Source organism: Clostridium sp. D5, from assembly GCF_000190355.1.
Classification (GTDB): domain Bacteria; phylum Bacillota; class Clostridia; order Lachnospirales; family Lachnospiraceae; genus Faecalicatena; species Faecalicatena fissicatena_A.
The window spans coordinates 86525-100702 of record NZ_GL870815.1; the positions used below are offsets into that span (position 1 = coordinate 86525).

The 14178-nt window shown below is 47.4% G+C and carries 14 protein-coding genes; 5 read left to right on the forward strand and 9 right to left on the reverse strand.

Features of this window, described 5'->3' with window-relative positions:
• Positions 1 to 247: 247 nt before the first annotated feature.
• Positions 248 to 2011 carry a molecular chaperone DnaK gene (gene dnaK / locus HMPREF0240_RS15730; protein WP_009004399.1) on the reverse strand — a complete coding sequence of 588 codons (1764 nt, stop codon included), beginning with the start codon at positions 2009 to 2011 and terminating at the stop codon, positions 248 to 250.
• A gap of 738 nt (positions 2012 to 2749) precedes the next feature.
• On the opposite strand from dnaK, the gene HMPREF0240_RS15735 reads away from it, so the two are divergent.
• On the forward strand, positions 2750 to 3085 hold the full coding sequence (locus HMPREF0240_RS15735) for a nucleotide pyrophosphohydrolase (protein ID WP_009004400.1): 336 nt from the start codon (positions 2750 to 2752) through the stop codon (positions 3083 to 3085).
• A gap of 180 nt (positions 3086 to 3265) precedes the next feature.
• On the opposite strand, the gene HMPREF0240_RS15740 is transcribed toward HMPREF0240_RS15735, so the two are convergent.
• The 8 genes from HMPREF0240_RS15740 to HMPREF0240_RS15775 all read right to left on the reverse strand — a co-directional run bounded on the left by HMPREF0240_RS15740 (position 3266) and on the right by HMPREF0240_RS15775 (position 10272).
• A complete protein-coding gene (locus HMPREF0240_RS15740; protein ID WP_198137808.1) occupies positions 3266 to 4132 on the reverse strand; it encodes a hypothetical protein in 867 nt (288 codons plus the stop codon).
• Positions 4133 to 4384: 252 nt separating this feature from the next.
• Entirely contained in the window at positions 4385 to 5662 is a 1278-nt protein-coding gene (locus HMPREF0240_RS15745) for a site-specific integrase (RefSeq protein ID WP_009004402.1), read from the reverse strand.
• A gap of 79 nt (positions 5663 to 5741) precedes the next feature.
• Positions 5742 to 5945: an excisionase gene (locus tag HMPREF0240_RS15750; RefSeq protein WP_002566648.1), complete on the reverse strand. Its 204-nt coding sequence runs from the start codon at positions 5943 to 5945 to the stop codon at positions 5742 to 5744.
• Between the two features lie 426 nt (positions 5946 to 6371).
• Positions 6372 to 6605, reverse strand: coding sequence for a helix-turn-helix domain-containing protein (locus tag HMPREF0240_RS15755; RefSeq protein ID WP_009004403.1), 234 nt, complete (start codon positions 6603 to 6605; stop codon positions 6372 to 6374).
• Positions 6606 to 6610: 5 nt separating this feature from the next.
• A complete protein-coding gene (locus HMPREF0240_RS15760) occupies positions 6611 to 7042 on the reverse strand; it encodes a sigma-70 family RNA polymerase sigma factor (protein WP_025485793.1) in 432 nt (143 codons plus the stop codon).
• Positions 7043 to 7592: 550 nt separating this feature from the next.
• On the reverse strand, positions 7593 to 8978 hold the full coding sequence (locus tag HMPREF0240_RS15765; protein WP_009251531.1) for an ABC transporter ATP-binding protein: 1386 nt from the start codon (positions 8976 to 8978) through the stop codon (positions 7593 to 7595).
• Complete coding sequence (locus HMPREF0240_RS15770; RefSeq protein ID WP_009251532.1) at positions 8975 to 9673, reverse strand: energy-coupling factor transporter transmembrane component T; 699 nt, start codon at positions 9671 to 9673, stop codon at positions 8975 to 8977. The genes HMPREF0240_RS15765 and HMPREF0240_RS15770 overlap by 4 nt, the downstream gene beginning before the upstream one ends.
• Entirely contained in the window at positions 9670 to 10272 is a 603-nt protein-coding gene (locus tag HMPREF0240_RS15775) for an MptD family putative ECF transporter S component (RefSeq protein ID WP_009004408.1), read from the reverse strand. The genes HMPREF0240_RS15770 and HMPREF0240_RS15775 overlap by 4 nt, the downstream gene beginning before the upstream one ends.
• Before the next feature lie 646 nt (positions 10273 to 10918).
• Here HMPREF0240_RS15775 and mobC point away from each other — a divergent pair.
• From mobC to HMPREF0240_RS15795, 4 genes are all read left to right on the forward strand, one after another.
• Positions 10919 to 11248, forward strand: coding sequence for a plasmid mobilization relaxosome protein MobC (gene mobC, locus HMPREF0240_RS15780; RefSeq protein WP_009004409.1), 330 nt, complete (start codon positions 10919 to 10921; stop codon positions 11246 to 11248).
• Positions 11209 to 12561 carry a relaxase/mobilization nuclease domain-containing protein gene (locus HMPREF0240_RS15785; RefSeq protein WP_009004410.1) on the forward strand — a complete coding sequence of 451 codons (1353 nt, stop codon included), beginning with the start codon at positions 11209 to 11211 and terminating at the stop codon, positions 12559 to 12561. The genes mobC and HMPREF0240_RS15785 overlap by 40 nt, the downstream gene beginning before the upstream one ends.
• The gene (locus HMPREF0240_RS15790) at positions 12558 to 12911 is read left to right on the forward strand and encodes a cysteine-rich VLP domain-containing protein (RefSeq protein WP_009004411.1); all 354 of its coding nucleotides are present in this window, start codon (positions 12558 to 12560) and stop codon (positions 12909 to 12911) included. The genes HMPREF0240_RS15785 and HMPREF0240_RS15790 overlap by 4 nt, the downstream gene beginning before the upstream one ends.
• A 249-nt stretch (positions 12912 to 13160) precedes the next feature.
• Complete coding sequence (locus HMPREF0240_RS15795; protein WP_009251533.1) at positions 13161 to 14096, forward strand: LysR family transcriptional regulator; 936 nt, start codon at positions 13161 to 13163, stop codon at positions 14094 to 14096.
• The last annotated feature ends 82 nt before the right edge of the window (positions 14097 to 14178 follow it).

Sequence of the window (14178 nt, forward strand, 5' to 3'; positions counted from 1 at the left end):
AACAGAGAAAATGGTGGGCAGAATTTGCCGTTTCACGGCAAATTCTGAAGCGGCCTAAGATCCGAAATTATCGAATTTCGGGTTGCATGCCGCTGGACCACCATTTTCTCTGTTTGTTCCTTTAGGGCCTCTTACATAAACGGAGCGGATTTTTAAAATGACATATATGCTCCCGGCTGGGGCCAGGCTTCCCGGTTTCTTAGCGTCCCCATCCGTTCAAGAACAAAACCCACCTCCTAAGCTCCTTCTAAAGCATTTCCGCCGCGGATCTTTCCAGTGCTTCCTTTGCAGACATTATTTCTCCAGCCTGCTGGTCATTGATCTTTTCAATGGTTGTCTTTCCAATCAGTTTCTGAAGGGCATTCAGGTCTGCCTTGACCTGTTTATATTCGGATTTTTCCATATCCTTTTTGGAGTCTTTCAGGCTCTGGCTGACCTGAAATGCGAGCTTTTCAGCTTCGTTGCGGATATCTATATTTTCCTGACGTTTGTTGTCCTGGCTCTCATAGAAACGGGCATCGTTCATGGCTTTCTGAATCTCTTCCTCGGACAGGTTGGAACTGGACGTGATCGTGATCTGCTGCTGCTTCCCAGTTCCCAGATCTTTGGCAGATACATTGACAATGCCATTTGCATCAATATCAAAAGCCACTTCAATCTGCGGAACACCGGCAGGAGCACGTTTGATCCCGGATAGTTTAAAATTGCCGAGCAGCTTATTGTCGCGGGTGAATTTCCGTTCACCCTGATAGATTTTAATGTCTACAGAGGTCTGAAAGTTGGCAGCGGTCGTGTAGATGTTGCTCTTTCTTGTGGGGATAGAGGAATTCTTTGGTATCAACACGTTTGCCACACCACCTACCGTTTCAATGGAAAGAGAGAGCGGTGTAACATCCATCAGAATTATTTCTGAAGCGGAAGACCCCGATATCAGAGCGGCACCCCCGCTGAGCTTCTCTGCCTGGACTGCTGCACCGAGGGCAACGCATTCATCCGGGTTCAAAGACTTTGCCGGATCCAGGCCGGTCAGCTGTTTTACTTTATTCTGAACTGCGGGAATCCGTGTGGAACCTCCCACCATAATGACTTTGCTGAGGTCGGATGCGCGAATGCCTGCATCTTTAAGGGCAGTATTCACTGGGCCTGCCGTCCGTTCTACGAGATCGCTGGTCAGTTCTTCAAACTGGGCACGGGTGATTGTCATCTGGAGGTGTTTGGGTTCTCCCTTCTTGTCAGTTGTGATAAATGGCAGATTGATATCTGTCTGTGCGGCAGCAGAAAGGCTGATTTTTGCCCGTGCGGATTCCTCCCGGACTCTCTGAAGTGCTGAGAAATCCTTTTCCAGATTAATCTTCTCCTGTTTTTTATATGTTTTAACAATGTAGTCTGTCAGGCGCTGGTCAAAATCATCACCGCCCAGACGGTTATCACCGTTGGTTGCGAGTACTTCGATTACCTGGTTCCCGATTTCTATAATGGAGACATCGAATGTACCGCCGCCGAAATCGTATATCATAATCTTCTGAGGCTCCCCGTTATCAAGCCCGTATGCAAGTGCGGCGGAAGTTGGTTCATTGATGATTCTGAGTACATTCAGTCCTGCAATTCTTCCGGCATCTTTGGTGGCCTGGCGCTGGGCATCGCTGAAATAGGCGGGCACCGTTATGACTGCATCCGTAACGGGCTCACCGAGATATTGCTCTGCGTCTTTTTTTAATTTTATTAATATAATAGAGGAGATTTCCTGAGGGGAATAATCCTTTCCGTCAATGCGGACGCGGTAGTCCGTGCCCATGTGGCGTTTGATGGAAGAAATGGTTCTGGTGGGATTCAGCGCATATTGTCTTTTGGCGCTTTCTCCGACTAGACGTTCGCCGTCATTTTTAAAAGCGACGATGGATGGGGTGGTTCGGATGCCTTCCGCATTGGCGATTACGACCGGTTTCCCGCCTTCGATAGCTGCAACACAGCTGTTGGTAGTTCCTAAATCAATACCGATTGCTCTGGACATAATAAATCCTTCCTTTTCTCTGTGGTTGTTTGTTTCAATTCACGCCCGGTAATTTCACAGAGTACGACTACATCTTAATATAGATGCGTAGAATGACCTCATGTCAGTAGGGGATACCGATTTCTCTCTGCCCGCCACTGCCGTTAATCTTGTTTTTAGTGATTCATCTCTCCACCTATAGAGGTGAGGGAATCCTCACTTATTCTGCTGAATCTGATTATAGCGGTTAAATATGTCGGGAATGTGATTGGTTCCTAAAAAAAGAGTAAAATGTTATGGATAGAGAGGATGGTTAGCTGAAGGAGGGGCTCTCGGTAAGCTGGTTTCATCCAGGCGGCAGGAAAATTCATTCCTTGGGGGAGATCCTGGATGGGGGCAGCGGATGGGATGGAATTGGTGGGGCTTGTATATCTCCAGTATGATTTTGGGTGTATTTTATATATTAGGGGGGTGGATTCACGTTTATTTTGTATTATACGAATTATACGAACGGGCTAAATGAAGCGGAAAGACAGCTTGCCAGATGATACGGCTGATGATATACTTATACCCAAGGGCACACCGTAATTCATGCCCTGCGGGAGGATCTGCAGCAAGCTGCAGAATAAAGTATAGTTAGTTGTTTTAGGCAGGAAATCCATAGAAAAGATGTATGAGCTACATGGCTGGTAAATAAGTAAAATTTCGTCTTTCGGTATACATTAGATTACAATTACAGAAGAAAAGAGGCTTATTAAAATGAAAGATAAAACGACAACACTGGAAGCGGTCAAACAGTATATTCAGGAGTTTTCTGATGTCCGCGGCTGGCGCAAAGATCAGAATGCCAAGGATCTTGTGATGGCGCTCACTGTTGAAGCGGCTGAGCTGGCAGAAATCTTTATGTGGCTCCATTCGGATGAAGCAGACAGTGTGAGGGAAGATCCCAAAGAATTTGAACATCTTAAGGAAGAGGTCGCCGATGTCTTCTGGTACCTCTGCCGGATTTGCAGACATTTTGATATTGACCTGGCGGAAGCAGTGGAAGATAAGTCGGTAAAAAACGCAAAGAAATATCCGGTTGCGGAAAAATAGAAGTACAGAATGATAATATACAGGTGAAAACGAACCAGAAAACATCCCCGTAAGAATCTTCCAAAGGCATATAAGCCCTGATTCTTACGGGGATGTAATTATTGGGGGGGGCCGGGGAGGTCAAAATTCTTTATTTCCCGACAGTACCGTTAAGTTTCGTCTCCAGAATAATCATAAGATTTAAAAATGAATTGTTTTATGATATTTTGCATTTGCGTCCAATAAAGTACTCCATTTTTCTTCCACCGGCTTATTCTCATTGTTATTGTATCGTTCTTCCCCCTTCAGCTCATCCATATACTGGCCATAATCCAGAATATAGATATCCACTGTAGAGATGTCACGATCCTGTATTGCAAAATTATCGGTCGAGCTGGCAGTATCTATATAAGGAAGCTTATTCCCATCTGCATCCAGTGCTACCATAAAGACATTACTGTTGCTGCCTTCTTCGTACATTACATTGACGTCTAACTCATAAGGCGTCTTTACAACCGACTTCAGGCCGATTCCGTCGTCATTTGTCTCATTAATGTCCAACGTCACTGTCTGACTCGAATCAATAGTAATCGGAATGTCAAAATCCCATGTGCCTTCATACCAGAAATTTTCAAATTTGTTTGGATGCTGCTGATACTCTGCCGGCATCTGGGCCATTACATTGCGCCACTCTTCTTCAGACATATTCTCCAATTCCTCAGGTGTATATCCTGAATCCCAATATTGTGGCTCGGCTTTCATCCCAATGAGCTTATTCAAGTTCAGAGAAAGGGTAAACTCTTTTGGTACATCACATTGCTTAATGTAGCTTTCCAAATTCCCCTGTCTGGCGCCCACTTTATCGACAAATTCTTTGAGGTAAATGCGGCCCTGCTCAGTTTCATCATTAATATCATCCATTGTAATTCCGATTTCATTTAAGACCTGCTGTTCAAGTATTTTATGCTGCTTCTCATATTCTGTATAATCTTTTGCATCTTCTTTTAAATCCAGGCGGAGAATACAGTTATAAGTGGAATCATCTTCTAATGTCCCTTCTGGTGTCATATAAGCATACATTCTGCTATCGCTGATTTCACCAGAATCCCCGCTGCCATATTCAATAAAACTATATTTTTTAATGAATCATTTAATAGATTTCTGATTATCTCTTTAGGTTTTCTTATATGCCGGTATAGCTCGTAACTTGGGGCTTTTCCGGCACTTTTCCTATCGGAAGAACCTCACAAACATTTTTATTACCCCTCATGTTTCCGCTCTCAAACGTAGTACAAACAGTAGTACATTCTACGCACTGCTTTATGCGGCTTGGGCTTCCTGGGCGCTCTCTGGCGCAGGCTGTGCGTTGACTGCTGCGGCGGTCTGTGCCTGGGCTTGCAGCCGTTCCATTTCCTCCTGTGCGGAATGGAACGTGGCGTGGGCGTAATAGTTCAGCGTCATAACGATATTGGAATGGCCCATGATGTACTGCAATGCCTTGGGGTTCATGCCTGCGTTTGCCATTCTGGTACAGAATGTATGCCGCATGGTGTGTGGCGTCATGACTTCGGGCAGCGGTTCCGCATGGAACTTGTTGAACTTCTTGGCAAGGCCCTGAAACATAGCATCATAGTGGACAGCCGCTTTCGGCAGCCCGTCCCGGTTTAAGAACAGGAAGCCCTTATATCCGTCAACTACAACGCCTTTTCCATTTTTTCGCCTGTGCAGCACGCGCTGAAACGCTTCATAGGCTGCTGCGCTCATCGGCACTTGGCGATAGCCGCTGTCAGTCTTTGGCGCTTCGATGTAGTAGCCGTCCTCGGTACTTCTCAAAAGCTGGTGGTCTACATTCACACAGCGCTTTTCAAAATTCAGGTCGGCAGGCGTCAGGCCGCAGAGTTCGGAAACGCGAAGCCCGGTTTCCAGCAGAATCAATACCTCGTCATAATACTTGGCATAAACAGGATCGTTCTGCATGAACTCCAAAAGCTCCTTTTCCTGTGCAGGGGTAAGCGGCACCTTTGGTACGGTATCGTCGTTGATAACCTCATTGATCTGGAAGTCAAAGGGATTCTTGCGGAGGCAATCGTCCTGTACGGCCATGTAAAAAATGGCTTTCAGGGAACGCTTGCCGTTGCAGATGGTGTGATAAGCCACGCCCTTTTCCTGCATACGCAAGGCCCATTCTTTGGCGTCAGACAGCTTCACGCTGTCGATGCTGGCCGCCCCAAGCTTATCGTCGGATAACAGTTTCATCAACTGCTGGCGGCTCTTATGGGTTCCCCGCTTCACATTGCCCCGCTGCCGGATATATTTTTCATAAAGCTGGCACACGGTCATTTTCTTTCCGATGGTGTCAATCCCATCATCAAGGTCTTTTTGTATCTGCTTGATTTTCTCACGCAGAGAAATATCCGGGCGTTTTCCGGCAGGGATTTTGTCCGTGGGGACTAACTTCCATGAGTATACAAACTTTACTTCTCCAAAGGTATCTGTATATTTGTAGGCGTATCTTCCGTCTGGTCGCTGGCTCTCTCCAGATTTCAAAAGGCGGCCTTTGTTATCCCGTCTTTTTTCATCTCGTTCTTTTTTTGACATTTCGTCATGCTCCTTTCCATGACGGAAAGAGCCTTGACACGCTCTAAGGGTATTATAGCATAGTCAAGGCTCTTTTTCACTAGATTGTGTCCAAAGAATCAATGATTTTTTCAAACTTTTGCCTCTTGATCTGGATGCGGTTGCCGTTCAAAATCACCCAGCCAGCGGATGGGTTTTCTTCAGCAAGGCGACGCAGCTTGTTTTCTCCAATACGAAAATATTTCGACGCTTCCTCAATAGTAAGCGTATACTTTTCCCAAATAGGCACATCGTTATTACTCATAATGTGGCCCCCTTTCTGTTCAAAACAAAGGTTTCTTGTAAATGTGGGCAAAACACGGACGGCTGGCGGCCCAGCTCCACGGGATTTTCACCCCCGTATGGTTCTCACACGGCCCTACCCATTGCCTGCGACGCTTCTAACGCTCGGACTGTGGCTGTAAGGGAGTATCATTGTCCTGCCTGCACGTCGTCGCCCATAAGCAGCCACGCCTATGTTGCGGCTGGGTGGTGGTCGCTCCGCTGTGTTTGTAGAAACCAGCATCATGGCGCACCCGCCGTCCGGCTCGGTGCAGACAGAATGTGTCCGTATGCCCTATGACGCACCGCCATTGTCCTGCGGGCGTATTTGTCAAGGAGCAGTTGGGCTAATGGCAGTCAGCAGACGGGGAAAGGGATAAGCTGTTTGCTTTCTGCTATGAGCGCAAGATTACGGTTTCATCATCGCTTGGATCAGCCTGATTTCCATTCGGCGCTTCATATACTCGTCTACGCACACATGGGGATAACCGGCTTTGTCGTAGAGGGTTCTGGTACAAAGCTTGTTCATGTAGTCGTCATAGTACCGTAATACACACTCCACAGCCCCGGAATCACCGGCGCAGGCAGCTTTGCTCACCGAAAGGGGTAACAGTGCCTTTCCTTTGTGTTTTGGCTGGTTCATCCGCGTCAACCTCCTTCCGGCATGAGCGCCATCAATGTTACTCGCAACGCTTTTAGGGTCTTTGCCCTGTGGCGCTGAACGGCACTGCGGGACATGCCCATCAGGCTGCCGATCTCGCCGTCCGCCATATCCAGAACGCAGTGCAGAATCAAAATGCTTTGTTCTGTCTTTGACAGTTTGGCAAAGGCTTCGGCTACAAGCTCATTGTCGATATGTAACTCGTACCCGTGAGCGCTGAATACAAAGCTGTCGCTAGGGTAGCGGTCTACCGCATAGAGCTTGTCCAGTTCTTCCTGGGAAAGATCGCTGAACGTCAATTCACGGTTTCGCTGACGCTTCATGTTCCGCAGGTAGGCCCTGGCTTCGTTGCGCAATACCGCCTTGCAGAAAGCATCAAACCGGCATTGTTCGTAATAGTCGTATGGGTTCGTTTCCATCATTTCTCACCCCCTTTCTGTTGGGGGATTGGGTGGTACTTTCCCTTTCCGCTACTATCAATCCGCAGACACCCTCTGCTACCCGCTAATCGCCTCCTTTTTGAAAATTTTTTTAAAATTTGTTTCGTCCTCAGAACAACCCGCAAAAAATAACAAAATTCGCCCGGCAGGTCATAAACCCACCGGGCGAACGTAAAAAAATTATGGTATTTTATTGCATCGTATAATTCATTGTTCCAGCCATATTTTTCCCCAGCCGGGGGATGGCTTTTTTTAACGGTACTACTCCCATTTCCCTTTGCCGATATGCCTTTCCATGCATGACCGTTTCCTCTTTAAGCTTCCAACGGGAGCAACGTTAAGAGCTACCATCAACTACCTGACGAAACAGCGGTGTGGTTGATTTGAGCCATCCAACTGATAATCAACGAGGCCTCAAAATGATTCCCATCTCCCTGAACCGCAGAATACAGCACTTTCCCATTTCGATCTTGATTTACTGCCATGCATATATTCAGGTACATACTGCCAAAACAGCCTTCCCTGACGCTCAGAAGGAAAAACAATATTGACAGCATTCTTCCATAAACTCCGGGTCATGTGTGATAACAACCACGGTTTTCCCGCTGCTGGCAGCGTCTTTCAACGCATCGGATATTCTCCTCATGTTTGCGCCGTCCAACCCGCTTGTAGGTTCATCCAACAGAAGTATCTCACGCTCCGAAAATAAAGCGCAGGCAACGGCAAGGCGCTGTTTCTGTCCTCCCGACAGGGCTGCCGGATGTACGTCCCGATACTCGTACAAATCCATGTTCTTTAACAACTGCCTTGCCCTTTCCATTCGCTCCTCTGTCAACGGTTGATTCAAAAGCATCTCTTCTGAAACACTTGCGGTAAAGAACTGTGTTGTCGTGTCATTGCCGCAGTAGTATACTTTTTTCCGCCTGCTGGACGGATGATGTTTACTCCCGTATACGATGATATCACCGCCGCTCTTCTTAGAGAGCCCTGCAAGCACTAAAGCCAGAGTGCTTTTTCCGGCGCCATTTCGCCCGGTGATAGCAGTGATGGAGCCTTGTGGGAAAGCGCCTGAAAGGTTTGTAAACACCTCTATTTCCCCGCATCTTTTACATAGGTCATGCATAATCAGTGCCGCACGCTCGGAAACGTTTGGAAGCGGCAGTAGTTCGTGTGTTTGCGCACGGTGCATCGTCCGAAGCCCCTTGTTGCGCCGTTCCATTTCCGGCATATCTGTGAACTCTTTGGGAGTGTATTCGCCTACAATCCTCCCTTTTTCCATATGTATCATCCGGTCAGCAAGCTCAGAAAGCCATGAGAGACGGTGCTCTGCGATCACTAACGTGTAGCCCTCTTTTTTCAACTTGAAAAGTGTTTCTAATAGTTGCTCGATCCCCTCCAAATCCAAATTCGCAGTTGGTTCGTCACAAACAAATACTTTGGGGCGCGCGGCATAGACGGAAGCGATGGCCACGCGCTGTTTCTCCCCGCTGGAAAGCACATCCAGAGGTCTTTTTCTTACTGAGGAAAGAGAAAAGGTTTCAATGGATTCATCCGTCCTCTTTTGAATCTCCTCCCGGGGAAGGCCGTAGTTTTCACATCCAAAGGCCACCTCACCCGCAAGTTCTGATGAAAAAAACTGGCTTTTAGGATTCTGGAATACACTTCCTACGGTCTTTCCGATTTCCCACGCTGCCATTCCTGTAATAGCCCTATCATCTATACAAATACTTCCGGAAAGGGAACCTGCGAAATAGGATGGAGCCAGACCGTTCATCAATCTGGTCAGAGTCGTTTTCCCACAGCCTGACACCCCTGTGAGCACCACGCATTCTCCCTGCTCTATGGATAGGTTCACGTCCCAAACGCCCTCTTCGCTCCCCTCGTATTGAAACGATACATTCTTCAATTCGATCAAATTTTCACACCTCCAACGCAAAGAACCGCTGCTGTAACGATGCCCCAAAGCGCAAGGAAACACCAGTCGCGCATATGCATCGTTGTTTCGTAGTAACTCTTTCGCACGCCAGGGCGCTCAGCGCCTCGCGCCACAGCAGAAACGGCCAGTTGGTCGGCAATCTGCAAAATACGGAGCAGAAGCGGGACAAGGACATATTCAAAGCTTGCAAGTGGATGACCCGTAAACTGTTTTACCGATGTAAGGCCCCGGTTTTTCATCGAAAGGCCCACTGCTTTAAGCTCAGCCTTCATGGTGGGGAAAAAGCGAAATATGACCATCAGTCCCAATATGACGCCAGTGGGCATGTGGATGCTTGACAAGAACGATGACAGTTCTCCAGGAGGCGTCATAAACAAATCCCAAAACAGCATGAGCATTACCATACTGCTCCAGAAAAACAACACAAGGAACTCGGAAATAATGACCGTATGATATCCATAGAAGCGAATCGCGCATAAAAGCAATGACAACAGCAGATAAAAGGCTCCACAGGATGCCATCAATCGGTAGTTTCGCTGGAACCCCACATATACGAAACAGAATATCGCCAAAACAGTGGTAAACAGAATATTTTTCACCAGAAAAACACCCAGCATAGCGCAGAGCAATGCAAAAAACTTGACCGGGACGGCAAAGGAGCGCTCACTTCTCACAGAACCCCCGCTTTCTTGAAGTGTTTCCCCATCAGCCGGGTTCCCAGTATGCTGCCTAAAAAGCCGCAGATAACAGCGAACGCCACAATAAAGATCAGCCAGCCGGGGGAGGTGTAATATTGTAGGTAACTCTCAATATAGCTTTGATCCATGCCGCTTGCAACGGCAAACGCGTAAAAAGTGTCCCAGAAAAACCAAAGCGGCAAAAGATTGCTTACGATGTAAAACAGGCTCACCATTGACCATGTAAAGGTCAGTCTCTTTGCATTGCGATAGGAGCCCCGCTTCCATAACACCACCTCGCATAGTAAGCCTAGCAAAGCAAAATACGGCAAAAGATACCAGTTGCCTGTCAGCAAATAGACAAGTCCCAGAATCGTCAGAGACGCCAAAGAAACAAATCTTTTATTTACCCTGCTGACCATCAGAATGTATACCGGGGCAGAGAAAAACATTGATACTCCAGGAGATAAAACGCAGTTGAAAAATTGATTTACCATAGAGACAGTAATGACAATAAAGTGAATACCGATGAGAACCACCGTCAACAATACGGTCGTAATCACATCCTTGACCGTCCATTTGTTATTTGTTTTCATGTGATTTTTCCTTTCATATTATGTAATTAGATTTAGTTAGTTATCGCTAACTATTACACATTATTATATTACCATGCAACGTCTAAAAAGGAAATATATTTTTTCATTATTTTTTGCTATTCATGAAAACCTCTCATTGTTTGCCCAAACAAGCTTTACCTCATCTGCATTTCATGGCCAAACAGACATTTAAAGCATCTGAGAAAGATTCATCAATCATTGGATATAAAACATCTTCCCTCTATTGTATCAGCAACGATGTCTGGGAAGTTTTAACCTTTTGTCAGCTAACACGATCATATAAAAGCAATATGACAGAATCTTTTATACCGTATTCCCAGCAAAGGTAAAACAAAAGAACGGGCATGTTTTCGGATGTGCTGGAGGACGCAGACTGTCGAACGAAAGCATCGGATTATATGGCAACGGTTTATTCTTTATTCTATGGAGGCCAAGGGCCTCTTTTTTTAACGTTTTTTCAATAAAGTTGATTGTTTGCGGGTAATTTAAGGGCTTCTTGGATTGGTAGTAGTGGAGGAAAAAGAAAAACAGCAAGCATAGGGAGTGTGGCTACACTCCCGACAAACGGCTTCCCGTTTGTGTCTTGGGGAAGTCCCCAAACCCCTGAATGAATGGAGGTGAGAATGTGGCAAACCGAAAGCGGAAGTTTGTGCTGCGCGTCCCCGTTACGCCGGAGGAACGGGCGCTGATCCAACAGAAGATGGCCCAGCTTGGCACAAAGAACTTTTCTGCTTACGCCCGGAAAATGCTGATCGACGGCTATATCGTCCATATCGACACCGGCCCTGTCCGGGCGCAGACCGCAGAGCTGCAAAAAATCGGCGTCAACATCAACCAGATCGCAAGGCGTATCAACAGTACCGGGACTGTGTACGCGCAGGACTTGGAGGACATCAAGGGAGCGCTGACACAGATATGGCAGTTACAAAGATCCATCCTATCAAGTCAACGCTGAAAAAGGCGCTGGACTACATCGAGAACCCGGACAAGACCGATGAAAAGCTGTTTGTCTCCTCCTATGGCTGTTCCTATGAAACGGCGGATATCGAGTTTCAAATGCTGCTGGATCAGGCGTTCAAAAAAGGCAACAATCTGGCCCACCACCTGATACAAGCCTTTGAGCCAGGGGAAACCACCCCGGAACAGGCCCATGAGATCGGTAAGCAGCTTGCCGACGAAGTGCTGCAAGGCAAATACTCCTATGTGCTGACAACACACATCGACAAGGGCCACGTCCACAATCACCTGATTTTCTGTGCCGTGGATATGGTGAACCACCGCAAGTACAATTCCAACCGGCAGAGCTATGCCTATATCCGGCGCACCAGTGACCGGCTGTGCCAGGAAAACGGTCTGTCTGTGGTAAAGCCCGGCAAAGCCAAGGGCAAGACCTACGCCGAGTGGGACGCACAGAAAAAGGGCAAAAGCTGGAAAGCAAAACTGAAAATCGCCATCGACGCCGCTATCCCGCAGGCCAAAGACTTTGACGGCTTCCTGCGGCTAATGGAGGCCCAGGGCTATGAAGTCAAACAAGGCAAATATATTTCATTCCGCGCTCTGGCAGACGGCCTCCGTCCCGGACAGGAACGCTTTACACGCTGCAAGACCTTGGGGGAGGATTACACCGAGGAACGAATCACCCAGCGGATCAAGGGCATTGCCATCGACCGGGGGCCGCGCAGAAGAAGCGCCAGGGAAATCTCCCTGCGGACTGCCTTGGAGGACAGTATCAAGGCCCAGCAGAGTGCGGGCTATGCGCGGTGGGCGAAGCTGCATAACTTGAAGCAGGCCGCCAATTCCTTAAACTTCATCACGGAACACCAGATCGACAGCTACGAGGGCTTGGAAAGCAGAATGGCCGAGATCAGCGCGGCAAACGATGCGGCGGCCTCCGCCCTGAAAGACACGGAATGCCGCCTTGGGGATATAGCGCTGCAGATAAAAAACCTCTCCGCCTACAAGCAGCTCCGGCCTGTGGCGCTGGAACTGCGAAACACCAAAGACAAGGCCGCGTTCCGGCGGCAGCATGAAAGCCAACTGATCTTGTATGAGGCGGCGGCAAAGTCGCTTAAAGAGGCCGGGGTGAAGAAACTCCCCAACCTATACGCGCTCAAAGCCGAATACAAAAAGCTGGACGAAGAACGGGAACGGCTGTCAGAACAGTATAACGAGGTAAAGAAAGAGCTGAAAGAATACGGCATTATCAAGCAGAACGTGGATAGCATTTTGCGGGTGACGCCGGGAAAGGAGCATATACAGGAGCTATGAACATACCGAGAATGAATTACCGCCAGTATCGCAAGGCCCGCAGGCTCACACATGAGTGCTGCAATTACTGTGACGGAAACTGCCTCCTGCTGGACGATGGAGAGGAATGTGTTTGTGTGCAGAGCATTTCCTATTCCGTTCTGTGCCGATGGTTTCAGGCCGCCGTCCTCCCACTGGACGCGGCGCTTTATGCCGAACTAATGGAGCGGAGCCAGGCGTTGCGCTGCCGGGAGTGCGGAAAGCTGTTTTCTCCCAGACGGCCCAACTGCCTTTACTGTCCGGCCTGTGCCGAAAAACGCAAGCGTCAGAGCAAGAAGCTGTGGGCGAGGAAGCACAGGGGCTATGCGTAGAAAAAGTAAAAGGAAAAAACCCTGATTTCGCAGGGCTTTTTCCCTTGGTCGGATGGGTGGTCGTATGTTAATATCTTTTCTCCTGGAAACGGCATTTACTTTTTCTATAAGGCGGCCATTCCATGACCAACCTATGAAACAGCAGAAATCCATGTTATACTGATACATATATTTATCTTTATTGGGTGCGGTAATCACACATTGGTAAGATACCGATGTGCCAGTTTCATTAGAAAGCGGGTGAACAAAATGACCTTACAACAGTTGCGGTATGTAGTAGCAGTGGCAGAAACCGGAACGATTACAGAAACAGCGGACAAGCTCTTTCTTTCACAGCCCAGCCTTACCAATGCCATCCGTGAGCTGGAAAAAGAAATGAAGATTCAAATTTTCCACAGGACAAAGAAAGGAATCATACTTTCTAAAGAGGGAGAAGATTTCTTAGGCTATGCCAGGCAGGTATTGGAACAGGCGGCAATTCTGGAAGATAAGTATAAAGGCGGAGACGGTGGGAAAAAGCAATTTTGCGTTTCCACACAGCACTACTCTTTTGCGGTGAATGCCTTTGTGGATTTAATTAAGGAATACGGGCAGGATACATATGATTTTTCTCTTAGAGAAACACAGACCTGTGAAATTATTGAGGATGTGGCTCATATGAAGAGTGAAATCGGTATCCTGTTTCTGAATGATTTTAACGAAGCGGTTCTTAACAAGATTTTAAAGTCCCGCGATTTGAAATTCCATCTTTTGTTTGTGGCAACCCCACATGTGTTTATCAGCCGAAACCATCCGTTTGCAGGCCGTTCCATCCTGACCAATGAGCAGCTTGCCCCCTATCCTTATCTGTCCTTCGAGCAGGGGGAGCATAATTCCTTCTATTTTTCCGAAGAACTTTTCTCCGTTTCAGAACGAAAAAAACAGATCCGGGTACGGGACAGGGCAACGTTGTTTAATCTTTTAATCGGGTTAAACGGGTATACGGTATGCAGCGGCGTAATTGATGAACAGTTGAATGGCAAGGATATTATTGCGGTTCCTCTCGCAGAAGAAAGCCACATGCGCATCGGTTATATTACGCACCAAAAGGGCAGAATCAGTAGGCTGGGAACGACTTATTTGGAGGCCTTGAAACACTATGTAGATGCAGAACACATGGGAGGCTGTAATTCAAACGAGAGTTAAAACGTCCGTTTCTATCCTCTGTTCATTGATTGAAAAGCGTCTATCCATAGCTTGAAGCTATGGATAGACGCTACTTATATAT